The 23752-nt window shown below is 66.9% G+C and carries 20 protein-coding genes; 11 read left to right on the top strand and 9 right to left on the bottom strand.

All coding sequences use genetic code 11. The annotated features are described in order from the left end of the window. Window positions 1-117 precede the first annotated feature (117 nt). Together HNP51_RS12765 and HNP51_RS12760 are read left to right on the top strand one after the other, a co-directional pair. Window positions 118-1425 (top strand): S41 family peptidase, encoded by a 1308-nt coding sequence (locus tag HNP51_RS12765; protein ID WP_184271037.1) that lies wholly within the window; start codon window positions 118-120, stop codon window positions 1423-1425. A 15-nt stretch (window positions 1426-1440) separates the two neighbouring features. After that, window positions 1441-1917: a MarR family winged helix-turn-helix transcriptional regulator gene (locus tag HNP51_RS12760; RefSeq protein WP_184271034.1), complete on the top strand. Its 477-nt coding sequence runs from the start codon at window positions 1441-1443 to the stop codon at window positions 1915-1917. A gap of 45 nt (window positions 1918-1962) precedes the next feature. On the opposite strand, the gene HNP51_RS12755 is transcribed toward HNP51_RS12760, so the two are convergent. The 7 genes from HNP51_RS12755 to HNP51_RS18640 all read right to left on the bottom strand — a co-directional run bounded on the left by HNP51_RS12755 (window position 1963) and on the right by HNP51_RS18640 (window position 10836). Then, window positions 1963-3894: a S9 family peptidase gene (locus HNP51_RS12755; protein WP_184271031.1), complete on the bottom strand. Its 1932-nt coding sequence runs from the start codon at window positions 3892-3894 to the stop codon at window positions 1963-1965. Window positions 3895-3991: 97 nt separating this feature from the next. Beyond that, complete coding sequence (locus HNP51_RS12750) at window positions 3992-4510, bottom strand: hemerythrin domain-containing protein (RefSeq protein ID WP_184271028.1); 519 nt, start codon at window positions 4508-4510, stop codon at window positions 3992-3994. A 52-nt stretch (window positions 4511-4562) separates the two neighbouring features. Next, entirely contained in the window at window positions 4563-5732 is a 1170-nt protein-coding gene (gene mnmA, locus HNP51_RS12745; RefSeq protein ID WP_184271553.1) for a tRNA 2-thiouridine(34) synthase MnmA, read from the bottom strand. A gap of 185 nt (window positions 5733-5917) precedes the next feature. Further along, window positions 5918-6202, bottom strand: coding sequence for a DUF1153 domain-containing protein (locus HNP51_RS12740; RefSeq protein ID WP_105563033.1), 285 nt, complete (start codon window positions 6200-6202; stop codon window positions 5918-5920). Window positions 6203-6388: 186 nt separating this feature from the next. Continuing rightward, on the bottom strand, window positions 6389-8146 hold the full coding sequence (gene flgE / locus HNP51_RS12735) for a flagellar hook protein FlgE (RefSeq protein ID WP_184271025.1): 1758 nt from the start codon (window positions 8144-8146) through the stop codon (window positions 6389-6391). Between the two features lie 47 nt (window positions 8147-8193). Further along, window positions 8194-8907, bottom strand: a complete 714-nt coding sequence (locus HNP51_RS12730) for a flagellar hook assembly protein FlgD (protein WP_184271022.1) — start codon at window positions 8905-8907, stop codon at window positions 8194-8196. Between the two features lie 3 nt (window positions 8908-8910). After that, window positions 8911-10836: a flagellar hook-length control protein FliK gene (locus tag HNP51_RS18640; RefSeq protein WP_260398486.1), complete on the bottom strand. Its 1926-nt coding sequence runs from the start codon at window positions 10834-10836 to the stop codon at window positions 8911-8913. A gap of 390 nt (window positions 10837-11226) precedes the next feature. Between HNP51_RS18640 and flgK the strand changes: the two genes are divergently transcribed. From flgK to HNP51_RS12695, 6 genes are all read left to right on the top strand, one after another. After that, window positions 11227-13341, top strand: coding sequence for a flagellar hook-associated protein FlgK (flgK, locus tag HNP51_RS12720; RefSeq protein WP_184271019.1), 2115 nt, complete (start codon window positions 11227-11229; stop codon window positions 13339-13341). Next, complete coding sequence (locus tag HNP51_RS12715) at window positions 13338-14276, top strand: flagellin (protein ID WP_184271016.1); 939 nt, start codon at window positions 13338-13340, stop codon at window positions 14274-14276. The genes flgK and HNP51_RS12715 overlap by 4 nt, the downstream gene beginning before the upstream one ends. Window positions 14277-14395: 119 nt before the next feature. Next, a complete protein-coding gene (locus HNP51_RS12710) occupies window positions 14396-15514 on the top strand; it encodes an ABC transporter permease (RefSeq protein WP_184271014.1) in 1119 nt (372 codons plus the stop codon). Continuing rightward, window positions 15511-16299, top strand: coding sequence for an ABC transporter ATP-binding protein (locus HNP51_RS12705; RefSeq protein ID WP_184271011.1), 789 nt, complete (start codon window positions 15511-15513; stop codon window positions 16297-16299). Before HNP51_RS12710 ends, HNP51_RS12705 begins: the two co-directional genes overlap by 4 nt. A gap of 17 nt (window positions 16300-16316) precedes the next feature. Then, window positions 16317-17255, top strand: a complete 939-nt coding sequence (locus HNP51_RS12700) for an MlaD family protein (protein WP_184271008.1) — start codon at window positions 16317-16319, stop codon at window positions 17253-17255. Continuing rightward, on the top strand, window positions 17252-17872 hold the full coding sequence (locus tag HNP51_RS12695) for an ABC-type transport auxiliary lipoprotein family protein (RefSeq protein WP_184271005.1): 621 nt from the start codon (window positions 17252-17254) through the stop codon (window positions 17870-17872). The genes HNP51_RS12700 and HNP51_RS12695 overlap by 4 nt, the downstream gene beginning before the upstream one ends. A gap of 243 nt (window positions 17873-18115) precedes the next feature. Here the strand turns inward: HNP51_RS12695 and HNP51_RS12690 are convergent, their stop codons facing one another. Together HNP51_RS12690 and HNP51_RS12685 are read right to left on the bottom strand one after the other, a co-directional pair. Continuing rightward, window positions 18116-18766 (bottom strand): 3-oxoacid CoA-transferase subunit B, encoded by a 651-nt coding sequence (locus HNP51_RS12690; protein ID WP_184271002.1) that lies wholly within the window; start codon window positions 18764-18766, stop codon window positions 18116-18118. Between the two features lie 3 nt (window positions 18767-18769). Next, window positions 18770-19471, bottom strand: a complete 702-nt coding sequence (locus HNP51_RS12685; protein WP_184270999.1) for a CoA transferase subunit A — start codon at window positions 19469-19471, stop codon at window positions 18770-18772. 141 nt (window positions 19472-19612) lie between these two features. Here HNP51_RS12685 and HNP51_RS12680 point away from each other — a divergent pair, with 141 nt between their 5' ends. The 3 genes from HNP51_RS12680 (at window position 19613) to HNP51_RS12670 (ending at window position 23617) form a co-directional block, all read left to right on the top strand. Next, window positions 19613-20656: a cyclopropane-fatty-acyl-phospholipid synthase family protein gene (locus HNP51_RS12680; protein ID WP_184270997.1), complete on the top strand. Its 1044-nt coding sequence runs from the start codon at window positions 19613-19615 to the stop codon at window positions 20654-20656. Next, window positions 20656-21069 (top strand): DUF2177 family protein, encoded by a 414-nt coding sequence (locus HNP51_RS12675; RefSeq protein WP_184270994.1) that lies wholly within the window; start codon window positions 20656-20658, stop codon window positions 21067-21069. Before HNP51_RS12680 ends, HNP51_RS12675 begins: the two co-directional genes overlap by 1 nt. An 85-nt stretch (window positions 21070-21154) precedes the next feature. Then, a complete protein-coding gene (locus tag HNP51_RS12670; RefSeq protein WP_184270991.1) occupies window positions 21155-23617 on the top strand; it encodes a prolyl oligopeptidase family serine peptidase in 2463 nt (820 codons plus the stop codon). Window positions 23618-23752 lie beyond the last annotated feature (135 nt).

Raw genomic sequence — 23752 nt, 5'->3', positions numbered from 1 at the left:
AGCTAACGTCCAGGTCCGCAAGTCGTTTCGCGAGGTTGGCGTCTGGTCCGCAAGCGGAATTTGACACGCCTATTTATACAACATATTGCGCAATATCTTGTATAAATAGGAGCGGCGATGTTTTCTCGGACCTTCATCTCCCTGGTGGCGGTCGCCGTTCTGGCGCCGGGATCGGCTCTCGCCCAGGGGGCGGACGCCAAGAGTCTGGATCAGCGGACGCAGCGAGAGGTCGTTGCTCGCCTGGAGGCGGCGCTGCAAAGAAACTACGTCTTCCAGGATCGGATCCCCGCCATCTCGGCCGAGCTGGATCGGCGGGTTCAGGCTACGCCGATCGACGCCGACCAGTTCGCGGGCAGCCTGTCCCAGGGTCTGGTCAAGGCGAGCGATGACCTGCATTTCACGGTGGTCTTCGACCCGGATGAGGTCGTCGCCAACCGTCAGGCCAAGGCCAGCGGCGACGCGACGACCCAGGCGCGACGCGACGTCGAACGGGCGGCCAACTTCGGCTTTCGTGACGCGCGGCGGCTGGAGGGGGGGCTGGCTTACATCCGTTTCGACTTCTTCGCCGACCCGCAGTACGCCCAGGACACGGCGGTGGGGGCCATGCGGTTCACTGAAGGCGCCAAGGGGATCATCTTCGACCTTCGCTACAACAACGGCGGCGTGCTGGAGATGGCGCAACTGCTGATGAGCTACCTCTACCCGGCCGGCAAGGAACAGGAGTTCTTCGACTACAACTACAACGAGGACGGCAAGCGGGTGGCGCGGGGGCAATGGAGCCTGGCCGCCGTGCCGGGTCAGCGGTCGGGCGATGTGCCCGTCGTGGTTCTGACCGGATCGACGTCCTTCTCGGCGGCCGAGTGGATGGCCTTCTCGCTGCAGCGGCTGGGTCGGGCGACCGTGATCGGCGAGCAGACCGCCGGCGGCGCTCATCCGGTCACGCGGGTGCCGGTCGATGATCGCTTCATGCTGCAGGTCCCGATCGGCCAGATCCGCGATCCGATCAAGGGACAGGATTTCGAGGGCGTCGGCGTGACGCCTGATCTGGTCGTGCCGGCCTCGGGCGCGCTACTGGCGGCGCAGAAGTTCCTGTTGCAGAGCCGGGCGACCGCCGGCGACGCGGACGCCGCATGGGCCCTGGCTCCGGTAGAGTTCGCCATCGCCGGCCAGACCCCGAGCGCCAAGGACCTGGACGAGGCGTCCGGCGCCTATGAGGGGCGAACCCTGGTCCGCACCCCGACCGGCCTGGCCTATCACTGGCGCGGTCGCTTCGTTCTGGCGCTGGACCCGATCGGCAAGGATCTGTTTGCAGTTCAGGGGTCCGATGACTACCGCTTCCGGCTGGTGCGCGCGAACGGCGCCGTGACGGGGCTGGAGCGTGTTGAGAAGTCTGGCGAGACGAGCGTCTATCGTCGACTGGATTGAGGAGCTGTCGGGCGAATGATCGAGTTGAACCGCACGTTCCTGGGGCGTCTCAGCGAGCAGTTGAGCGACCTGATCGAGCAGCAGTCGGCCGAGGTGTTCGCGCGGGCCGGTCTGATCATTCCGGTCAAGTCGTCGTCCCTGATGGTTGCGATCTCGGCGCTGGGTCCGGTTTCGGTCGCCGACCTCGGGCGGGCGCTGGACCGTTCGCACCAGTTGATCCAGCAGAAGATTCCCAGGCTGGTGAAGCTGGAGCTGGTGACGCGCCAGCCGAATCCCGAGGATCAGCGCGCGGTCCTGATCGCGATTACGGACAGGGGGCGCGAACAACTGGCCCTGCTCGACAGCCTGGATGGCGCGTTCGAGCGGGCCTACGCCGAAATGGAGCAGGACGCCGGCCCGGTGTTCGACGGGATCAAACGGGCCATCCAGTCCCTTCAGGCGCGGCCCCTGGTCGACCGCATGCCCGATCTGAAGGACGGCAAGAGGCCGTGAGCCGGGAGAAGGCGGTTCCGCCTCGCCGCGGAACCGCCGACCCGGTCACTCCGCCTTGCGCACGTAGCGGTTCAGGAAGGTCAGATAGGCTTCCTGGGCGGTGATGCGGTTGGCGCGGCGCTGGAAGCCGTGGCCTTCGTCGGGGAAGACGACGTATTCGACCGGCACATTGTTGGCGCGGACCTTCTCGACCAGTTCGTCACTCTCGACCTGAAGCACGCGCGGGTCGTTGGCGCCTTGCACCACCAGCAGGGGGCGGCGGATCTTGTCGGCGTGGAACAGAGGCGAGATGGCGCGGTGGCGCTCGGCGTCGACCGCCGGGTCGCCCATCTCGTCATACAAGGCCACGCGCTGCGCCCCCCACCAGGCGGGGATGGATTGCAGGGTCCGCACCCAGTTGGTCACGCCGAAGATGTCGATGCCGGCCTCGAACTTCTCGGGGTGGAAGGCCAGAGCCGCGGCGGTGATGTAGCCGCCGTAGGAGCCGCCCATGACCGCGACCTGATCATCGGCCACCCAGTCCTGGGCCCGCAGCCAGTCGCCGCCGGCGACGATGTCGCGCAGGTCGGCCTCGCCGTGCCTCTTGTCGTCCATGTGGAAGAAGGTCTTGCCGTAGCCGGACGAGCCCCGGTTGTTGGCCCCCAGCACCGCATAGCCGTGATTGACCAGGTGCTGGACCATGGCCGAATAGCCGCGCCGCGTCTGACCGCCCGGTCCGCCGTGGACCAGGACGACCGCTGGGGCCGGGTTGGCCGCCGAGGCGCCCTTGGGCCGATAGAGAACCGCCGGGACCATGACCCCGCCTTCGCCCGGATAGCGGACGATGGTCGCCTCGACCAGATCGCTTTCCCGGATCGCCGGGTTCAAGGCCGAGGTCAGGCGGCGCGCCTGTCCGGTCGACAGGTCGGCGACGAAGACGTCGGCGGGCGAGGTGTCGGACACCACGGTGAAGGCGGCCAGACCGGCGCCGGGATCGAAGCGAACGCCGGTGATGTCGCCCTCGGGCAGGCCGGTCAGGCGCACGGGCGCGCGGGTCTGAGAATCCTCGATGGTCAGCGCGGTCGAGGCGTCGGCGTTGACCGCTGTGACGCGGTATCGGCCGTTGGGCGAGAAGGCGACATACATGACGTCCCAGTCGGCCTGGGTGGTGCGGTTGTGGGCCTTGTTGGCGATGTCATAGGCGTAGGCCTGACTGAACTCGCCGTCCTGATTGCTGGTGTAGATCAGGGTCGCGTTGAAGGGGCCGAAATCGTTGACTTCATAGGCGACGTCGCCGGTGTGTTGCGAGATCAGATAGGGTTCGCCGCCCGCCTGAAGGTCGGCCAGATAGATGTCGGAGTTGGCGCTGGTGTGGGACTTGGTCAAGGCGACCAGCCGCCCGTCGCCGGACACCGCCGCCAGATCCATGCCGGGGTTCTGGAAGATCAGCTTCCGCTCATAGGTGCCGGCGTCATAGGCGTAGAGGTCGAAGACCTCGGCGTCGCGCTCGTTGCTGGTCAGCCAGAAGGTCTGGCCGTCGTCGCTGAAGCCGACGAAGCCCGCCTTGAGCTTATCGCCCGGCGTCAGGTCGCGCAGCGTCCCATCGGTCTCGCGCACATAGATGTGGGTCAGCTCGTTGCCGCCCTGGTCTGCCGCCACCAGGACGCGGCGGCCGTCGGGGAAGTAACTCTGGGCAAAGGTGGCGTTGGCGGTCGAGGCGGTCAGCGGCACGGGATCGCCGCCCGCGACGGGCAGGGCGTAGGCGTTGAACACGCCGGTCTTGTCCGACGAGATCAGGACGTGGCTGCGCCCTTCGGAAAAGGCCAGACCGTCCGGGTTGGCCATCGCGAAGCTGGTCGTCTCGAAGAACTGGGCGGCGGTGTAGGGCGTGGCGGCGGTCGAAGACGCCGGCGCGGGCGCTGCCGGTTCAGCGACGGCGAGGGCAGGGACGGCGGCGACGAGCGTCAGGGCGGAAACCATGCAGGCGAAGGAGCGCATTCTGAGCCTCGTGGAGCGGGTGATGACCTTGTGAGGCTTCACCATGGGCTGCTGGATGCGGTCTGTCGAAATTTTTAATGAGCGACGTTCTGCGAGGTCAGGCTGCGGACGCTCCCTTTAACGCCAACAGGGGGATGACGATGTCTTCCTCGTCGTCGAGGTGGCGGGTCAGGCTGGGGGCGGCGCGGTCCAGCGTGTCGGCCAGGCGGTGAGCGTGGTCGGGGGCGTCGGAGGATTGACCGGCGACCCCCCGATGAAAGGCGACGGCGGAATGGTAGAGGGCGTCCAGATGGGCGTGGATGGCGTCGTGGTCGCGGTCGAGCAGGTCGAGGCCGGTCTGGATGCGCGGCTCGATCAGGCGGAACTGCGGGAAATAGTGCCCGCTCTCGACGCGGTGGTGGCCGTCCAGATGCTGGAGGAAGGCCTGCAGCGTCGGGATCAGGGCGGCGTGAAGGCCGCGCGGGTCCAGTTGGCCGGAGCGCCAGCGCGTCGCGGCGTCGGCCATCTGAACCTGCTGGGCGCGGAAGCCGGCGTGCATCTGGAGCCAGAAGGCGGCGGTTTCGGGCAAGGCCCCGGTCCAGCGCTCTCGCGGGAAGGCGTCGCGCAGATAGAGCATGTCGGCGGGCAGGCCAAGGCGAAGGCCCAGCGCGAGCCCGTCGATAGGCTGATCAGACGACAGCGGTGGTGCTCTGAATGAAGCCGCCGCCCAGAACGCGGTCGGGATCGGCCGGATCGTAGAGGGCGCAGGCTTGGCCGGGGGCGACGCCTTCCTCGCCTTGATCGAAGACGACGGAAATGCGGTCGCCATCGTCCATGCTGAGGCGAGCCGGCGAGGGCTGGCGGGTCGAGCGGACGCGGGCAAGGACGGGGGCGCCGTCGCGGGCGGCTTCCTCGATCGTGGCCTGATCGCCCAGCCAGTTGGTTTCTTCCAGGATCAGGCTGGCGGTCAGCAGGGCCTCGCGCGGGCCGACGATGACGCGGCGGTTGTCGGGGTCGAGTTTGGTCACGAACAGGGGCTCGCCCACGGCGACGTTCAGACCCCGGCGCTGGCCGATGGTGTAGTCGGTGATGCCGCCGTGCTTACCGAGGATGCGACCGTCCATGTGGACGATCTGACCGGCTTCGCGGCCTTGCGGACGCAGGCGGTCGATCAGGGTGCGATAGTCGCCCGACGGCACGAAGCAGATGTCCTGACTGTCCGGCTTGGCGGCGATGCGCAGGCCCAGAGCGGCGGCGACGCCGCGCACCTGGGGCTTTTCCAGATCGGCCAGGGGGAAGCGCAGATAGTCGAGCTGATCTTGGGTCGTGGCGAACAGGAAGTAGGACTGGTCGCGCGAATGATCGACGGCCTTCCTCATCTGCGAGCGATTGCCGACGGCGGCGCGGCGGACGTAGTGGCCGGTGGCCATGGCCTCGGCGCCCAGGTCGCGGGCCACGTCCAGCAGGTCGCGGAACTTGACCGTCTGGTTGCAGCGAATGCAGGGGACCGGGGTCTGACCTTTCAGATAGGAGTCCGCGAACTGGTCGATCACGGCGTCCTTGAAGCGGCTTTCGTAGTCCAGGACGTAGTGGGGGATGCCGATCAGTTCGGCGGCCAGACGGGCGTCGTGGATGTCCTGACCGGCGCAGCAGGCGCCCTTCTTCTTCAGGGCGGCGCCGTGGTCGTAGAGCTGGAGCGTGACGCCGACCACGTCATAGCCCGCCTTGGCCAGCAGGGCGGCGACGACGGTGGAGTCCACCCCGCCCGACATGGCTGCGACCACGCGCGCGCCGACCGGCAGGCCGACGGCCTGTCGCGCGCTCTCGATCGCGGCGTCCATGTCGGCGGCGCCGGACATGGGGGCGATGGTCGGGATGGGGCAGGTGTCGTCAACCAGGGTCATCGCCGCCATATAGAGGGCCTCGCGTTCGATTTCGAGGCGGAGCGTTAAAACGACAAAGGCCGCCTCTGTTTCCAGAAGCGGCCTTGTGATCTCGGGGCCTCAAGTAGCGCGAAGCGCGGTAGGCCCCCAAAGGGATGTCATCAATCCCGGTAGCTCTGGATGCGCGTGGTGCGCAGGCCTTGCATGCCCCATTTGTCGATCGCCTGTTGCCAAGCGATGAATTCCTCGGCCGTCAGACGATACTTCGTCAGGGCGTCTTCCAGGCTGATCAGACCGCCGCGAACGGCGGCGACCACTTCGGCCTTGCGGCGGATCACCCAGCGGTTCGTTTCCGCCGGCGGGAGATCCCGCAGGGTCAGCGGCGTGCCCGTCGGGCCGACCACATATTGTTCGCCTCTACTATTCAGGCGTCGCTCTTGCAGCATGGGCTTAAGCCTCTTTCACCACCACCATCGACGCGTACCCTAGGAGCCCCCCCGCTAAGGGGCGTTTAAGCGTCGTGGTGAAGGAATGGCTAAGACGCATCCTCCGTCCCCGGCGCATGCGAGGCGCCGGAAACGAAGGATTCATCGAGTCTAACAAAGGCTTACTCACGGAGTCCGGTTAAGCGATCAGCGCTTGATGCTGAGCAGTTCGGCCAGCATCTCGTCCGCCGTCGTGATGATCTTGGACGAGGCCGAGTAGGCGCGTTGGGTGGTGATCAGGCTGGTGAACTCGGCCGAGAGGTCGACGGTCGAGGATTCCAGTTGCTGGGCCGCGATCATGCCCGCGCCGCCCGTGCCGGCCGCCTTCAGGTTGAAGGTGCCGCTGTCCAGGCTGACGCGGAAGGCGTTGCCGGTGACCTGACGCAGGCTGTCGGGGCTGGGGAAGGTGGCGATGGCGACCTGGGCGATCCGGCGCATGACGCCGTTGTCGAAGATGGCGGTGACGAAGCCGTTCTCGTCGATCTTGATGTCCGACAGGTTGCCGAAGGCGGTGCCGTTGGTGACCGTGGACTGGACGATGGAGGCCGTGTTCAGCTGGCTGAGGCCGCCGGCCGAGGTGGCGAGATCCAGGGTCAGGGTCTGGGACGAGATGCCCAGGCCGTCGGCCCACTTCACCTTCAGGTCGTCGTTCGGGTCGGCGGGGTCGATGACCATGTTGGGGTCGGACTTGCCGAAGTCCAGGACGGCGTTGGCCGGGTCGTCGAACAGGCCCTTGCCCGCGGGCCAGCCCTGCATGGTCGAGATGTCGAGGCGGCCCGCCGGGGTGAAGGCGATGACGCCCTTCTTGATCTGACCGTTCGAATAGGCCCCGCCGGTGACCACGTCCTCAGCCGGGACGGCGACGATTTCGGCGTACCATTCGTTGGCCACGTCGCTCTTCAGCAGACGGATCTCGATGTTGCGCTGGCCGCCCTTGGAGTCCGAGACCGGGATGTTGATCTTGAAGTCCGGCTTCACGCCCAGCGGGTTGTCGTCCTCGCCATTGTACATGGCCATCGAGTTGATCGACGGGTCGTACTTGGTCTTGGCGATGTTGTTGGTCTTGATGCCCAGACCGGGGCTGCTCAGCGAGACCGCACCGCCCGAAGGCAGGGTCAGGTTGTCCAGGGTGCCGTCGACGGACGCGCCGGCGGGGGTCAGGCCGGTCAGGGTGGCCAGGTTGCCGGCGGCGTCATAGGTGGCGACGGCGTTGATGGTCTCGATCCCGGTCTTGACCGTGACGTTGTATTGGTTGGCGACGCCGGTCGGCGAGTAGCGGACGGTGAAGTCCTTGGGACCCGACGCGGCGGGGACCATGGCGACGCCCGTATATTTCTGCGGGGCGGAGGCGCTCGAGATGGCCTGGCCGGAATAGAGGTTGGCGTTGATCTGGGCGCGGGTGGTGGGCTCGGCGGTGCCGCCGACCGTGCCGATGTTGATCGAGCGCAGACGGGTCAGGTCCGACGGGTCCGTGGCGATGTCGCCGTTGGAATCGACGGGCCAGCCCTGCAGATACAGGCCCGAGCTGTTCTTCAGATAGCCCAGGTTGTCGATGCGGAAGGCGCCCGCGCGGGTGAACAGGCGGCTGTCGGTGGCGCCGACGCCCTCGGCCTTCTCGGTCGTGACGAAGAAGCCCTGACCGTCGACGGCCAGGTCGGTGCTTTCGGTCGTGCGCTGCAACTGGCCTTCCTGGCTGATGAAGTGCCGGGCCGTGGTCATGACGCCGCCGGCCGCATAGCCGCCCGCGCCCTTGCTCTGGCTGTTCACGATGGTCTGGAACTCGCCCTGGGTGCGCTTGTAGCCGATGGTGTTCACGTTCGCGATGTTCTGCGAGATCGCGGCCAGGGCGGCGGAGTTGGCGGAAAGACCGGAAACCCCGGCCTGCATGGCGCTGTTGATGCTCATTGTGTCGGCTCCTTAAGCGGAAATCTGGGGATCGAGAGGGCCGCCGTTCAGGCGTCGGTCTCGGGAATGACGGGAAGCTGCTCCGGCGTCGGATCCGGCTTCGGCGGTGTCACGCTGGCGTTCTTCTCGTCGAGCGCGATGATGCTGGACAGCGGCATGACCGAGTTGCCGATGGTGACGTAGGGCTCGTCGGCGTACATCTCGACGCCGGTGATCCGACCACGCATCAGGACCTGGGCGTCGACCTTGCCGGTGCCGTCCTTGGCCACGACCTTCAGCGTATAGACGCTGCCGTCCTGACCCTCGGTCCAGTTGAAGTCGTGCACCCCGGACGTCGTGCCGCCTTCTGGCGGCGGGCCCTTCCAGACGACCTGACCGGTCGAGTTGAGGACCTGAAGCTCGACCTCGGTGGCGTTCTTGCCCAGCTCATAGCTCCACGTCGCCTTGCCGTCGGCGGCCTTGGTCGCATCCCAGACGGCGGTGGCGTCCTTGCCGATGTAGTTCGAGGCGTTGGCCAGGCCGTCGCCCTTCTGGCCGTTCAACAGGGCGGTCAGCAACTGGTTGGACAGCAGCTGTTGTTCGACGCCGGCCATCTGGGTCAGCTGGCCGGTGAACTCATTGGAGTCCATCGGCGACAGCGGGTCCTGATTCTTCAGCTGGGCCGTCAGCAACGAGAGGAAGGTCTCGAAGTTCGACGCCAGCATGCTCGAGCCGGTGTTGATCTTGCCCTGGGCAGTGTTTCCATTGACGGCGGTGACCATCGATCAGACCTTCATATCGACGCGGTCGGGCGTCATCGAGAGGGATGTCCAGGCGCCGGGAGGCGGCAGGACGGCGTCGGCCTGGGCGGCCAGGCGGGCGGCGCCGGCGAAGGCGCGGCGGTCAGGGGCGCGGTCAAAGGCGCCGCCGCCGCCAAAGCCCGAGGAGGGGTTGCGCTCCGAGAACTCGAGCGAGTCCTGGGTCAGCTGGAAGCCGGCGTCTTGAAGCTGACGACGCAGTTCGTCGGCGCGGGCGCGCATGTCGGTCGCCGCCGCAGGGTTGTCGAAGGCCAGGCGGGCGGCCAGGCGACCGTCGGAATCGATTTCCAGGCTGACATCGACGCGGCCAAGGCCCTCGGGCGTCAGAGCCATGTCGAAGCGGGTCGAGCGGCCTTCCAGCTTCTTGAGGATCTGGGCGGCCAGTTGGGCCGTGGTCTCGACCGTGGCGCGCGACAGCTGCGACTGGCCCAGATCGCGCTGGGCGGTCGAGGCGGCGGCCTGGGCGTCCAGGATCTGTTGCGACGGCGCCAGGTCGGCCTGGGCGTCGAGCGGCGCGACGTCGGCGGGCAGGATCGGCGCGGGCGCGGCCTTGTCGTTCAGCGCAGCCGTCGTCGCCGGTGTGGTTGCGGCGGGCGTGGCTGTGGTCAGGTTTGCGCGGGCCTGGGCGCTGGCGGGGGCGTCGGCCTTGGCCTCAGAAGCGTTCGAGGTTGCGGCGTTGGACTGACGCTCGTCCAGACGGGCTGAACCGTTGCGGACCGGCGTGGGAGCCGGTGCGGCGGTCGGCGGGGCCGGGCTTGGGGCCTGTGCGGCCTGAGCGGTCTGTGCGGGTTGGGCAGGCGGCGCGTCAGCATCCGCGTCCGACGCGGCGATGACGACCGGAGCGGCGACGACGGGTTCTGAGGCGTCAGCGGCAGGCGCGGGCGCCGCCACGGGCGAGGCGGGTTGCTGCGGCGTCAAGGTGACGCGCGGCGCGGGCGTGGCGACGGCAGCCGCAATCGCTACGGGAGTCGGGGCGATCGGCTCGGCGGTCGGTGCGGCGGCTCGGGCCGGCGCGGCTTCGGGCACGGGCTGGGATGAGGCGGCTACGGCTACGGCTACGGCTATGGGCGCAGCAGGGGCGGGAGCAGCCGCTGTGGCCGAGGCCGCGCTTTGCGGGATAGCGGGCGCGGTGGCGACGACAGGCTCTGCGCGCGTTTCAACCGAGGCCGGTGCGGCGGTCGCGATTGGCGTGGTGACAGGGGCGACTGGAGTAGGCGCGGCGACCTGGCGCGTGTCTGATGGAATGGACGCGGTTGGTGTCTGAGCCGCTTCTGCGGGCGGCGTGATCTCAGCGGCGACGCGGGCTGGCTGTTCGGGGGCTTCAGCGGCAAGGGTCTGAGCCTGCACTTGCGTCTGAGCCTGAGCCTGGGCCTGAGCCTGAGCCTGAGCGGGGCGAGGTTCCACCGGCGCTGCGCCGGGGAGTGACGGCGCGGCGGGTGCGACAGGCGGTTGCGCCGAGACGGGCGCAGAGGGGTTGGCGGAGGTCGAGACGTTATCAGCGGGTATCGGGTCGACCGACGGCGCGGCTTCACCATCCAGCGACAAAGGCGGCGAGACGGGCGCGGTCGGCGCCGGCGCCGCGGCCATGGGGGCTTCGGCGTTTTCGGAGGGCGCGGCAGGCGCGTTCGGCGGCGTGACCGGCAAAGCGGCGGGGGCGATCAGAGGAATGGGGGCCCAAGCCGGTGCGGAAGTCTCCAGCGCCAGGGCCTCGGCGGCGGGGTCCACAGAGATCGCCTCGGCATCACCCTCTTCGCCCTGGGTCTTCAATGACGGCGTCACAGCGGCGATCAGGCCCGCGAACAGGCCGTCGTCCGCCGCCGTCTCGATCGAGGCGGCAGCCGTCGCGCCGGTGGCGGTCGGGACGATCATGGACATGACGCTCAGCGCGGACATGAAGGGCGATAGGCTTTCGTTGGGGTATCGGCGCCTACTGCACCCAAGTGTTCGGGAGGCGCTGTCGCAAGCGCCGGGCCAAGCCTGAGTATCTTATTAGTGAGTTGAATATGAACATAATTTTCGGAATTACCCGGCACCCGGGGAGGCCTGACGCCCGGCGGTTCTTGCCGCTCCTGACGCTTTTTGCCGGGCGGGAACGGACGATCCCGGCCTTGAGGCGGCTTGGCCCGCGATTTGCGCCTCGTTGTGTGAACGCACAGGTGCTGAAAAGCCGATGTCTAACAAATTCAAGGAGTTGGCTAGAATGGCTAACCATAAAGCCGGGCAAGATTTGCGCGCAGGCCAGCAAGGCTTGCCGGGCGCGGCCCTGCATGGAGGTCGTGCCTGATGTCCCTGAACTCGATCATGAACATCGCCACCTCGGGCATGAACACGGCTCAGACGCAGCTGCGGGTGGTTTCCGACAACGTCTCGAACGTCAACACGCCCGGCTATATCCGCAAGGTCGCCGACCAGCAGTCCTGGGCCAGCCAGGGCGCGGGCGCGGGTGTCGAGGTCGTGCGCATCCGCCTGGCCACCGATCGCTTCCTTCAGGCCGCCAGCCTGTCGGCCGGGGCTGACGCCGGGCGTCAGTCCGTGCGCTATGAGTTGTTCAACAGCATCCAGTCGCAGTTCGGCGACCCGGGCGCGGACAGCGGCTTCTTCGCCCAGATCGACAAGATCTTTTCGGCCTTCTCGACCTCGGCGGAGAACGCCACCTCGGGGCCGCTGCGTCAGGACGCGATCTGGAAGACCCAGGCCATGTTCGATGAGGCCGCGCGCGTCGCCAAGGAGATCCAGGCCACGCGCGAGGAGGCCGACGGGCGTCTGCGCAGCGCCGTGGACAAGGTGAACGGCCTGGTCGATCAGATCGAGAAGCTGAACGTCGACATCGCCAAGGCCAATGTCGTCGGCACGGACTCCACTGGCGCACAGACCATTCAGGCCAGCCTGATCAACGAACTGTCCGAGTTGATGGACGTACGGATCACCACCCGTTCCATCGGCGGGGTCGAGGTGCGGACCGGCGCCGGGATTCTGCTGGCCGGGCAGGGCGCGGCCAAGCTGGAGTATCAACGGGCGGGCGCGGTGTCGTCCGAGACCGTCTTCAACCAGATCATGGTCACCGAGCCGAACGGCCAGCGGCGACCGCTGACCGAGGGTCTGGCCTCCGGCGAGATCAAGGGCCTGCTGGAGCTTCGCGACGTGGACGCTCCCGAGGCGGCTGAGCGTCTGGGCGAGCTGATGACGCGGCTGGCTGACGAGCTGAACCGGGCGCACAACGCCTCGTCTTCGGTCCCCGCGCCGTCGGTGCTGAACGGCCGCAACGTCGGACAGTCGCTGGAGACGGCCCTGGCGGGCTTCACCGGCAAGACCACCATCACTACGGTCGACGCCCAGGGCGTGATCCAGAACTCGGCCGAGATTGTCTTCTCGGGCGGGACAATGACGATCAACGGCGTGGCGGCCACGCCCGCCACCTTCCTGACCACCCTGAACGGACAACTGGGCGGAGCGACCGCCAGCTTCGTCAACGGACGTTTGAGCATTGAGGCGCCGGTCGGCAGCGGCATCGCCATCGCCGACGACGCCGCCACGCCCAGCAACAAGGCCGGACGCGGTTTCTCGCACTATTTCGGCTTGAACGACCTGGTCTCGACCGAGCGTCCGGCGCTTTATGACACCGGCCTGACGCCCACCTCGCAGCACGGTTTCACGCCGGGCGAGACGATCAAGTTCCGCTTCACCGACGCTTCGGGTTCGCGCATCCGCGATCTGGCGGTCGCGGTCCCTGCTGGCGCGGGGACGATGACCGAGATGCTGACGGCGCTGAACGACCCCACGACGGGCGTCGGCGTCCACGGCAGTTTCAGCATGAACAGCGCCGGCGAACTGATCTTCACCGGCCACGGCGCGCCGCCGTCGACCATGTCGGTGATCGAGGACGGCACCCGCCAGGTTCCGTCCGGCGTGTCGATGAGCGAGCTGTTCGGCCTGAGCGGCGCACGGGCTTCGCGCAGCGGGGGCTTCTCGGTGCGCAGCGATATCGTCAAGGACCCGTCCAAGCTGGCCCTGGCCCAACTGAACCTGGGCGTGGCGGCGGGCACGCCGGCGCTCAGCAAGAACGACGGCAGCGGCGGGCGTCTACTGGCCAAGGCCGACCAGAACGCGGCCTCGTTTTCGGCGGCGGGCGGCGCGGGCGCGGTCAGCATGTCCCTGGCGCGCTATGCCGCGGAATTCTCGGGCGATCTTGGCGGCAAGGCGACGATCGCCAAGACCCGGGCGACGAATGCTGGGGCGCTCTATCAAGAGGCGTCGGCGCGACGCAGCTCGGCAGAGGGCGTCAACATGGACGAAGAACTGGTGCTGATGACCACCTATCAGCAAGCCTTTAACGCTTCGGCGCGCCTTATCCAGGCTGCGTCGGAAATGTACGACACCCTGATCGGAATGATGCGATGACCCGCGTTGCGACGTTTGGAAACTATCAGTCGGCCCTGCTGCACCTGATGAACGCGCAAGCGCGCGGCGAGGAAGCGCAGAACAAGGTCAACACCAAGAAGAACGCCACCGATCTGGTCGGTTTCGGCCGACAGTCCGAGACCGTCATCGCTCTGAAGTCCAGCCAGACGCGAATCCAGGGCTTCATCGACACCAACAAGACCGTGGCCGACCGCCTGACGATGCAGGACATGGGGCTGGATCGGGTCGCCGACGCCGCCACAGCCGGTCGCCAGGCCATCGCCAACGCCATCGCCGCCGGGCGGATGGAGGGGCTGATGTCCGAGATGGAGACCATCTTCAAGATGGCCCAGGACGGGCTGAACATGAAGCACCAGGGCAAGTCCCTGTTCTCGGGCGGGGCAGTGGATCAGCAGGCTGTGGTGCTGCCGACCGCACCCGCTGGGACTGACCTTGAGAAGCTGGCGGCCATGCCCGGCGTGGCGGGGGTCTTCAAGAACGACCAGCTGAAACAGACGTCCCGGCTGGACGAGACCGTCACCATGGACACGGGCTTCCTGGCCAGCGATATCGGTCAGGCTCTCTTCGACGTCTTCCGCGACCTGCAGATCCTGCATCAGGGCACGCCGCTGAACGGTCAAATGGACGACGCCCAGAAGACCGCGCTGACCGCGCTGATGGGGCGTTTCGAAACTGCGGCCAAGGACGTGGTCAACATCCAGGCCAAGAACGGTTCGATGCAGGCCCGGGTCGATACGCTGCTGGAGTCGCAGGAAGCCCGCAAGATTTCAGTCGACACCATCCTGTCGGGCAAGACCGACGCCAACATGGCGCAGGCCGTGACGGAGCTGGAGATGGCCCAGATCGCCATTCAGGCCTCGGCTCAGGTGATCAGCCAACTGCGGGATGTGTCGCTGCTCAACTATCTGCGCTGATCGTCGGGCGAAGCGGGAACTCTGTTCGCAGTGCATTGAACGATCCGGGTTTCAGCGCGTTTGCCTCTTCCACGAGCTTCGCCATGGGCGATCAGGCCAAGCTCGGGTAAAGGGTGGGCATGGACGTAGCTGATTTTCAGATCGAGGACGGGCCGGACGGCGGTGCGCGACTGCGGCTGACGGGCGACTGGACCACCATGGGTCTGGCCCGCACGGCGCGTCGCCTGTCTGACGACCTGGGCGACCGGCCAGTCGCAGAGCTGGCGCTGGACCAGTTGGGGCGGTTCGACACCGCCGGCGCCCTGGCGATCGTGCAGAACCTGTCGCAGCCCTTGCCCAAGACCGTATGGCGTGAACGCCCCGAGGCAGGACGCATCTACGCCATGGTCGAGAAGCTGGACCGCGAGTCCAGCGCGCCGCCGAAACGCGCCGGCGCCTTCACCCGGACCTTCGCCAAGATCGGCCTGGGCGTTTACGACTTCGCCGCCGAGGCTGTGCTGTCGCTGGCCTTCCTGGGGCGGCTGATCGTCGCCGTGGGTTCGGCATTGAAGCATCCCGGCGCCATCCGCTGGCCCGCCTGGTTCAGTCAGGCGGAGCGGTCTGGGCTGGACGCCATCCCGATCATCGCCGTGACCAACTTCTTCATCGGCGCCGTCATCGCCTTCCTGGGGGCCAATCTGCTGACCCAGTTCGGCGCGGGCGTATTCACTGTGCAACTGGTCGCTGTCTCGGTGCTGCGCGAGTTCGCTGTGGTCATCACCTCGGTGCTGCTGGCGGGCCGGTCGGCCTCGTCCTTCGCCGCGGAGATCGGGTCGATGCGGATGAACCAGGAAGTCGACGCCATGCAGGTCATGGGCGTCAATCCGTTCCAGGCCCTGGTGATCCCGCGGCTGGCGGCCATGCTGCTGATGCTGCCGCTGCTGACCTTCGTCGGCATGGTGTCGGGCCTGTTCGGCGGCATGTTGGTGACCTGGAGCGAGCTGGCCTATGGTCCGTCCTTCTTCATCCAGCGCATCACCGAAGATCCGATGATGGACCAGCACCTGATGGTCGGTCTGATCAAGGCGCCGGTCTTCGCCGTGGTGGTGGCCGCCATCGGCTGCCGTCAGGGCATGTCTGTGGCCGGCGACGTCGAGAGCCTGGGGCGCCGCGTGACGGCGGCGGTGGTTCAGGCCATCTTCGCCATCATCTTCCTCGACGCGGTCTTCGCCATGATTTTCCTGGAGCTGAACCTGTGACGGCTCCAAAAGAAAAACCGATACGTGAGAACGTCATCGAGGTGCGCGGCCTGCTGAGTCAGTTTGGCGACCGGGTGATCCATCACGACCTCGATCTGGACGTGCAACGCGGCGAGGTTCTGGGCGTGGTCGGCGGCTCGGGCACCGGCAAAACGGTGCTGCTGAACTCCATCATTGGCCTGAAACAGCCCGAGGGCGGCTCGGTCAAGCTGTTTGGGGTCGATCGCGAAACCATGACCAAGGACGAGGCCGCCGAGGTCGAGCGCCGCACGGGCGTCCTCTTCCAGCAGGGCGCGCTGTTCTCTGCCTTGACGGTTCTCGACAATGTCGCCTCGCCCCTGGTTGAGCACACCACCCTGCCAGCCAACACCATCCGCGAACTGGCCGAGATGAAGATCGCCATGGTCGGGTTGAAGCCGGAGTCCCACTATCTCAAACCGGCCGAGCTGTCGGGCGGGATGCGCAAGCGCGTCGGCCTGGCCCGCGCCCTGGCCCTGGACCCCGAACTGATCTTTCTGGATGAACCGACCGCGGGGCTGGACCCCATCGGCGCCGCCGCCTTCGATCAGCTGATCCGCGACCTGTCCGACGACCTGGACCTGACGGTTTTCATGATCACCCACGACCTCGATAGCCTCTACGCCATCTGCGACAAGGTGGCGGTGCTGGCTGACAAGCACGTTGTAGCCAAGGCCACGGTTCAGGAACTGGAACGTTCCGACCACCCTTGGATCAAGGAATACTTCCTGGGGCCGCGCGGTCGCGCCGCCCATAAGGCCGCTTGAGGAGAGCGGGACGAAAGATGGAAAGAGACGCCCACTACGCCGCTGTCGGCATCGCCACTGTCGCCCTGTTGCTGGCGCTGGCCGTGTTCACGATCTGGCTGGCCCGCCTGCAGTTCAACAACGACTACGACGTCTATGACATCGTCTTCTATGGTCCCGTGCGCGGTCTGTCCGAAGGCGGGGAGGTGCATTTCAACGGCATCCGCGTCGGCGAGGTCACGGCCCTGAACCTGGACCCCCAGAAGGGAGATCAGGTCATCGCCCGGGTGCGCCTGAACGGCACGACCCCCGTGCGCGTCACCTCGCGCGCCCAGTTGGAGCCGCAAGGCATCACCGGCCTGAATTACATTCAGATCACGGCGGGCGAAGCCAGCAGCGCCCTGCTGAAGGACCAGTATCCGCCGAACGTCGTGCCGGTGATCCAGAGTCAGCCCAGCCCCATTGCGGAACTGCTGAGCGGGTCCGGCACGGTTCTGGCCCAGACGGTGGACGCGCTGAACCGCATCAACCGCGTCATGTCGGACGACAACATCCGCAGCTTCTCGTCCAGTGTGAAGAACGTCGAGGCCCTGACCGCCGAACTGGAAGCCCGCAAGGGCATGTTCCAGCAGCTTGAAGAGACGATCACCAAGGCCAACGCCGCCGTCGGCGAATACCAGGCCCTGGGCGCCAGCGCGCGTCAGATGATCGACACGGACGGCAAGCAGGCCATCGCCAACATCAACGCCGCCACGCGCGAAGCCCAGCAGACCATCGCCTCGATCAACCGAACGGCGACGGGGCTGGAGGGGCCGCTGGGCGACTTCGGCACGCAGACCGTGCCGCAGTTGAACGACACTATCCGCCAACTGGATCAGGCGACGCGCTCGCTGCAGTCGCTGATCGACAATGTCCGTGAGAGCCCACGCGACTTCATCTCGAAGGCGCCGTCCAAGGAAATCGAGGTGCAGCCATGATCCGTTCCGCTCTTGTGATCGCGGCTGCGTCGGTCGCCCTGTCCGGTTGCGCCCTGTTGTCGTCGCCCGATCCGGTTCAGCTCTATCGGTTCGGGGGGGCTTCGGCCTTTGCAGGGACGGGGGCGACCTCGGCTTGCCCGGACGTCCATGTGTCGATGCGCCGGATCGACTTCCCCGAGGCTGCGCGCGGCGATCGCATCCTGGCCGTCACCGGGGCCGAGGCGGCCTACATCAAGGGCGCGCGCTGGGTGTCGCCCGCCGAGACCCTGTTCGAGGAAGCTCTGCGCAACGCCTTCCTCGACGGTGGAACCTGCACGGTGTTGAGCAACGGTCCCCTGACGCGCGACGGGCTGCTGCTGAGCGTGGACGTGCGCCGCTTCGAGGCGGATTACGCCGCGCCCGGCGCCGTGCCGAACGCCAGTATCGTGGTCCTGCTGCGTCTGGTGCGCCCTGGCGACCGCTCGATCGTGGCCGAGGACCGCATCACCGTCAGCGAAAGCGCGGGTGAGAACCGCCAGTCGGGCATCGTCGCCGCCTTCGACCGCGCCACCGCCGAGGCCAGCCGCCAGATCGTTCTCTGGACGGACCAGCAGGGCTTCCAGGCGACGACGAAGTAACCCTCTCCCGGCGGGAGAGGGCTTGAGCCTCGGAGAGCGAAGCGATCCGCAAGGCGAAAGGGTGAGGGGCTGAGGGTTCAATCGGCGTAAGCCGCTGCGGTTCTACGACTTGCGCCGACAGATATCGGGAACCCTCATCCGGCCCTGCGGGCCACCTTCTCCCACTGGGAGAAGGGAATAAAAGTAAACCCCGGCGGCCTCGCGGTCGCCGGGGTTTCTGTCTTCAGGCGGGGAGGGCGCGGTTCAGCCCAGACCCGCCGCCACCGTATAGGTCGCCTCGGTCTTGGTCGCGACCTCGTCCAGGGTCACGCCCTCGGCCAGTTCGATCAGCTCCAGACCCGAACCGTCCGGCTTGACGTCAAAGACGGCGAGGTCGGTGATGATGCGGCTGACCACGCCCGTGCCGGTCAGCGGCAGGGTGCAGGATTTCAGGACCTTGGACTGGCCGTGCTTGTTGGCGTGATCCATGACCACGACCACGCGCTTGACGCCCGCGACCAGATCCATGGCGCCGCCCATGCCCTTCACCAGCTTGCCCGGGATCATCCAGTTGGCGATGTCGCCGTTCTGGGCCACTTCCATGGCGCCGAGGATCGACAGGTTGATGTGGCCGCCGCGGATCATGGCGAAGCTGTCGGCCGAGGAGAAGTAGCTGCTCTCGGGGATTTCGGTGATCGTCTGCTTGCCGGCGTTGATCAGGTCGGGGTCTTCCTCGCCCTCATAGGGGAAGGGGCCCATGCCCAGCATGCCGTTTTCCGACTGGAGAGTGACCTCCATGCCCTCCGGGATATAGTTGGCCACCAGGGTCGGGATGCCGATGCCGAGGTTGACGTAGAAGCCGTCCTGCAGCTCCTTGGCGGCGCGTTCGGCCAGTTGTTCGCGAGTACGAGCCATGGATCAGGCCTCCTTCTGGCGGACGGTGCGCTGTTCGATGCGCTTCTCGGACACGGTCTGGATCAGGCGGTCGACATAGACGCCCGGCGTATGGATGTGGTCGGGGTCCAGCGAGCCGGTGGGCACGATCTCTTCGACCTCGACGACCGTGACCTTGCCGGCGGTGGCCATCATCGGGTTGAAGTTGCGGGCCGTCTTGCGGAAGACGAGGTTGCCGCGCTCGTCGGCTTTCCAGGCCTTGATGATGGCGAGGTCAGCGATCAGGCCGGTTTCCATAACGTAGTCCCTCCCGTCGAAATTGCGCACTTCCTTCCCCTCGGCGACCAGGGTGCCGACGCCGGTGGCGGTGAAGAAGGCCGGGATGCCCGCGCCGCCCGCGCGGATGCGCTCGGCGAGTGTTCCTTGCGGGTTGAACTCCAGCTGCAACTCGCCAGCGAGGTATTGCCGCTCGAACTCCTTGTTCTCGCCGACGTAGGACGAGATCATCTTGGCGATCTGCCTGGTCTCCAGCAGCTGGCCCAGGCCGAAGCCGTCCACGCCTGCGTTGTTGGAGATGACGGTCAGTCCCTTGACGCCCGAGGCCTTCAAGCCCGCGATCAGGTTCTCGGGAATGCCGCACAGGCCGAAGCCGCCGGACATGACGGTCATCCCGTCAAAGGTCAGGCCCTCCAGCGCGGACGTGACGTCAGCGTAGATCTTGCGCATCGCTCTCCCTTTTTCACCGTCTGATGAATATTGCGGTCTTCTCCGTCCTTAAAGCGGGCGAGGGGACGGAGCAAGCGTGCGCATCCAAAGGCGCGGCTGCTGCGTATGCAAGGAGCCGTCCCTATCGACAATGGAATCCGCATGAGCCTGGTCAACGTCGCCATCCGTCAGTTGCAGGATGCGCCCTTTCCCGACTTCATCGCCCGTCCGGCGATCGACAGCCTGGTGAGCGAGGCGCGGCGGCGGCTGGATCGCGACGGGCCGCACGATCAGGCCGCCTTTGCGCGGGAAATGGCGCGCCGGGCGGTGGCCGAGCACACGGATGCGGCCAACGACCAACACTACGAATTGCCGCCCGAGTTCTTTCAGATCTGCCTGGGCGCGCGGCTGAAATACTCCTGCTGCCTGTATGGCGACGGGGCCGAGACCCTGGATCAGGCCGAGGAGAAGGCGCTGGCCGAAACCTGCGCCCACGCCGAACTGGCCGACGGGCAGACCATTCTGGAACTGGGCTGCGGCTGGGGCTCGCTGAGCCTGTGGATGGCGGAGCGCTATCCGGCCGCCCGGATCACCGCCGTTTCAAACAGTCACGGCCAGCGCGGCCATATCGAGGCCCAGGCGCGGGCGCGGGGTCTGACCAATCTGACGGTCGTGACCTGCGACATGAATGATTTTCAGGCCGAGAGCGGCGGCTTTGACCGCATCGTCTCGGTCGAGATGTTCGAGCACATGGCCAACTGGCGGGCGCTGCTGACGCGGGCGAAAGGCTGGCTGAAGCCCGACGGGCGGATGTTCATCCACGTCTTCACCCACCGCGACGCGCCCTATCGATTCGACCACACCGACAGCGGCGACTTCATCGCCCAGCATTTCTTCACCGGCGGGATCATGCCCAGCCGCGGCCTGATCCGACAGTTCCCCGACCTGTTCGAGGTGGCGCAGGAATGGACCTGGAACGGGAGGCATTATGCGCGGACGGCGAATGACTGGCTGGCCAACATGGATCGCAACGCCGAGCGGGTGGCCGTGCTGATGCGCGAAACCTATGGCCGGGACGCGGCGCTGTGGACCCGACGCTGGCGTCGCTTCTACCTGGCGACGGCGGGTCTGTTCGGAAACGACGAGGGCCGCACCTGGGCGGTCAGCCACTATCTGTTGAAGCCGGCCGGAGAGGGCCTGTCCTGATGTTGAAATATGTCGCGGCCTATCTGGGCGCGGGCCTGACCTTCGCCGCCATCGACGCGGTTTGGCTGACCACCATGGCGGATCGGCTCTATCGTCCCGTGATCGGCCCTCTGATGGCCGACAAGCCGAACATGACGGCGGCGGTGATCTTCTATCTGATCTCCATCGGCGGCATCGTATTTTTCGCCATCACGCCGGCGTTGAAGGAGGCGGCCTGGACGCGGGCCTTGCTGAACGGGGCCGTGCTCGGCTTCGTCGCCTACGCCACCTACGACCTGACCAATCAGGCGACGCTGAGCGTCTGGTCCACGCGGTTGACGATCATTGACCTGTGCTGGGGGACGACCCTGACTGCGGTGGCGTCCGTGGGCGGCTATTTCGTCGCACGATGGACCGAAGGGCGCTTTGGCTGAGCCGTAAGGGTTGACCCTCGGGCAAGAGCGCCCCTAGACCTTTTGCGCCCGGCGTTTGCGGGCGCGAAGTCGGGGAAAAAACATCATGCGTCGTCAACTGTTGAAGCAGGCCCTGCCTGCGCTGGTCATTCTGGCGGCCGTGCCTGCGCTGGCCATGCCCGCGGCCGCTCAGGCCCCTGCCGCGCCGACCTATCAGCAGCCGCCGCAGCCGATCGCGCAGATCCTCGATTCCAAGCCCAACCCGACGGCCAGCCTCAGCCCGGATCGCCAGACCCTTCTGCTGCAAGATCGCTCGAACCTGCCGAGCATCGCCGAACTGGCCGAGCCCATGCTGCGCCTGGCGGGATACCGCATCAATCCGCAGAACAACGGCCCGGCCAACAGCCGCGTCACCTGGCTGACGGGCCTCAGCTTCCAGGCCGTCGAGGGTGGCGCGGCGCGCGTCGTCTCGGGTCTGCCCGCCAATGCGCGCCTGACCAATGTCAGCTGGGCCCCGAACGGCAAGGCCGTGGCCTTCCTGCTGAACACCCCGAACGGGCTGGAACTGTGGACCGCCGACGTGGCCTCGGCCCAGGCGCGCCGCCTGACGGGACCGACGGTCAACGCCGCGAATGGCGCGGGCTTCAGCTGGCTGCCCGACGCCTCAGGTCTGCTGGTTCAGGCCGTGCCCGCCGGTCGCCGCGCCGCGCCCGACGTGACGCGCCCGCCCTCGGGCCCGACCGTGGCCGAGACCGGCGGCCGTGCGGCCCCGGTGCGCACCTATCAGGACCTGCTGGCTGACGCCGGCGACGAGGCCCTGTTCGACCACTACTTCACCAGCCAGCTGACCATCGTGCCGCTCAACGGCCGCGCCCGCACCATCGGCCAGCCGGGCGTCTTCCTGGGCGCCTCCGTGTCGCCGGACGGCCGCTACATCCTGCAGACGCGGGTCAAGAAACCCTATTCCTACGTTGTGCCCGCCAGCCTGTTCCCGGCGGAGGTGATCATCACCGACCTGAACGGGCGTGAGGCGCACCGCGTCGCCGACCTGCCGCTGCGCGACAATGTGCCGACGCCGTTCGACGCCGTGGCCCCTGGCCCGCGCGCGGCCCAGTGGCGCGCCGACGCCGACGCCACCCTGGTCTGGGTCGAGGCCCAGGACGGCGGCGATCCGCGCAACGCCGCCGAGGTGCGCGACCGGGTCCTGATGCTGCAAGCGCCGTTCAATGATCGCCCGCGCACCCTGGTGGACCTGAAGGAGCGTTATTCCGGCGTGCAGTGGGGCCGCGACGACGTGGCCATCGTCAACAGCCGCTGGTTCAACACCCGCCACGAGACCCGCACCCTGGTCGATCCGTCCAACCCCGGTGCTGGCCGCGTCCTGGTCGATCGCAACTATCAGGACCGCTACAATGATCCGGGCTCGGTGGTCGTCGAGCCCAATGCGCGCGGTCGTTCGACCATTCGCTTCACCGCCGACGGCTCCAAGGTCTTCGTCGAGGGCGACGGCGCCACGCGTCAGGGCGCTTATCCCTTCCTTGACACCCTGGACCTGAAGACCGGCGAGACGGAGCGTCTGTGGCGTGCAGCCCAGGGCGAATACGAAACCGTCGTCGGCATCCTGGACGACGCGGGCCGCAAGCTGGTCACCTATCGCGAAAGCCGCACCGATCCGGCCAACCTGCGTCTGCGCGACCTGGACGGCGGCGTGACCCAGCTGACCCAGTTCCCCGATCCGGCGCCGCAACTGGCCGACGTGAAGCGCGAGCTGATCACCTATACCCGCGACGACGGGGTCCAACTGTCGGGCACCCTCTATCTGCCGGCCGGCTACGATAAGGATCGCGACGGTCCGCTGCCGCTGCTGATGTGGGCCTATCCGGCCGAGTTCACCGACGCCGCCGTGGCCGGTCAGGTCGTGGACACCGAGAACCGCTTCGTGCGTCCGGCAGGCATCAGCCACCTGTTCCTGCTGACCCAGGGCTACGCCATCCTCGACAACCCGACGATGCCGATCATCGGTCGCGACGGGGCCGAGCCTAACGACACCTACATCGAGCAGTTGTCGGCCAGCGCCAAGGCGGCGGTCGATGCGGTGGTGGCCCTGGGCGTCGCCGACCGCGACCGGATCGCGGTGGGCGGCCACTCCTACGGCGCCTTCATGACGGCCAACCTGCTGGCCCACACCGATCTGTTCAAGACCGGCATCGCGCGTTCGGGCGCCTATAACCGCACCCTGACGCCGTTCGGCTTCCAGGCCGAGCAGCGCTCCTACTGGGAGGCGACCGAGACCTATAACGCCATGTCGCCCTTCGCCTATGCCGACAAGGTCAATGAGCCGATCCTGCTGATCCACGGCGAGGCCGACGCCAACTCGGGCACCTTCCCGATCCAGTCGGAGCGTTTCTATGCGGCGCTGAAAGGCAATGGCGCGACAGCGCGCTATGTCGTCCTGCCGCTGGAGGACCATGGCTATCGGGCGCGGGAATCGGTCGGCCACACCCAGTGGGAAATGGCCGCCTGGCTGGACCGCTATCTGAAGCCGAAGGCGACGACGGCGGCGCAGTAATATCTGCGCACCTTCTCCCCTTGAGGGAGAAGGTGGCCCGTCAGGGCCGGATGAGGGGTGTCGGCGCGAGGTTGATCGGGTTTCGCCAACCAAGCTTCTTCGCACCCCTCATCCGTCTTGCTTCGCAATCCACCT

Origin of the sequence: Brevundimonas bullata (assembly GCF_014207965.1) — a bacterium.
Taxonomy (GTDB): Bacteria; Pseudomonadota; Alphaproteobacteria; order Caulobacterales; family Caulobacteraceae; genus Brevundimonas; species Brevundimonas bullata_A.
Note: the sequence above shows the minus strand (reverse complement) of the source record. Positions and strands in the feature narration are given on the sequence as shown.

Excerpts from the sequence above, each read along its gene's own strand:
- HNP51_RS12765 (WP_184271037.1), top strand. The coding sequence starts at position 118 with ATGTTTTCTCGGACCTTCATCTCCCTGGTGGCGGTCGCCGTTCTGGCG.
- HNP51_RS12760 (WP_184271034.1), top strand. The coding sequence starts at position 1,441 with ATGATCGAGTTGAACCGCACGTTCCTGGGGCGTCTCAGCGAGCAGTTG.
- HNP51_RS12755 (WP_184271031.1), bottom strand. The coding sequence starts at position 3,894 with ATGCGCTCCTTCGCCTGCATGGTTTCCGCCCTGACGCTCGTCGCCGCC.
- HNP51_RS12750 (WP_184271028.1), bottom strand. The coding sequence starts at position 4,510 with ATGCTCTATCTGCGCGACGCCTTCCCGCGAGAGCGCTGGACCGGGGCC.
- mnmA (WP_184271553.1), bottom strand. The coding sequence starts at position 5,732 with ATGTCCGGCGCCGCCGACATGGACGCCGCGATCGAGAGCGCGCGACAG.
- HNP51_RS12740 (WP_105563033.1), bottom strand. The coding sequence starts at position 6,202 with ATGCTGCAAGAGCGACGCCTGAATAGTAGAGGCGAACAATATGTGGTC.
- flgE (WP_184271025.1), bottom strand. The coding sequence starts at position 8,146 with ATGAGCATCAACAGCGCCATGCAGGCCGGGGTTTCCGGTCTTTCCGCC.
- HNP51_RS12730 (WP_184271022.1), bottom strand. The coding sequence starts at position 8,907 with ATGGTCACCGCCGTCAATGGAAACACTGCCCAGGGCAAGATCAACACC.
- HNP51_RS18640 (WP_260398486.1), bottom strand. The coding sequence starts at position 10,836 with ATGTCCGCGCTGAGCGTCATGTCCATGATCGTCCCGACCGCCACCGGC.
- flgK (WP_184271019.1), top strand. The coding sequence starts at position 11,227 with ATGTCCCTGAACTCGATCATGAACATCGCCACCTCGGGCATGAACACG.
- HNP51_RS12715 (WP_184271016.1), top strand. The coding sequence starts at position 13,338 with ATGACCCGCGTTGCGACGTTTGGAAACTATCAGTCGGCCCTGCTGCAC.
- HNP51_RS12710 (WP_184271014.1), top strand. The coding sequence starts at position 14,396 with ATGGACGTAGCTGATTTTCAGATCGAGGACGGGCCGGACGGCGGTGCG.
- HNP51_RS12700 (WP_184271008.1), top strand. The coding sequence starts at position 16,317 with ATGGAAAGAGACGCCCACTACGCCGCTGTCGGCATCGCCACTGTCGCC.
- HNP51_RS12695 (WP_184271005.1), top strand. The coding sequence starts at position 17,252 with ATGATCCGTTCCGCTCTTGTGATCGCGGCTGCGTCGGTCGCCCTGTCC.
- HNP51_RS12690 (WP_184271002.1), bottom strand. The coding sequence starts at position 18,766 with ATGGCTCGTACTCGCGAACAACTGGCCGAACGCGCCGCCAAGGAGCTG.
- HNP51_RS12685 (WP_184270999.1), bottom strand. The coding sequence starts at position 19,471 with ATGCGCAAGATCTACGCTGACGTCACGTCCGCGCTGGAGGGCCTGACC.
- HNP51_RS12680 (WP_184270997.1), top strand. The coding sequence starts at position 19,613 with ATGAGCCTGGTCAACGTCGCCATCCGTCAGTTGCAGGATGCGCCCTTT.
- HNP51_RS12675 (WP_184270994.1), top strand. The coding sequence starts at position 20,656 with ATGTTGAAATATGTCGCGGCCTATCTGGGCGCGGGCCTGACCTTCGCC.
- HNP51_RS12670 (WP_184270991.1), top strand. The coding sequence starts at position 21,155 with ATGCGTCGTCAACTGTTGAAGCAGGCCCTGCCTGCGCTGGTCATTCTG.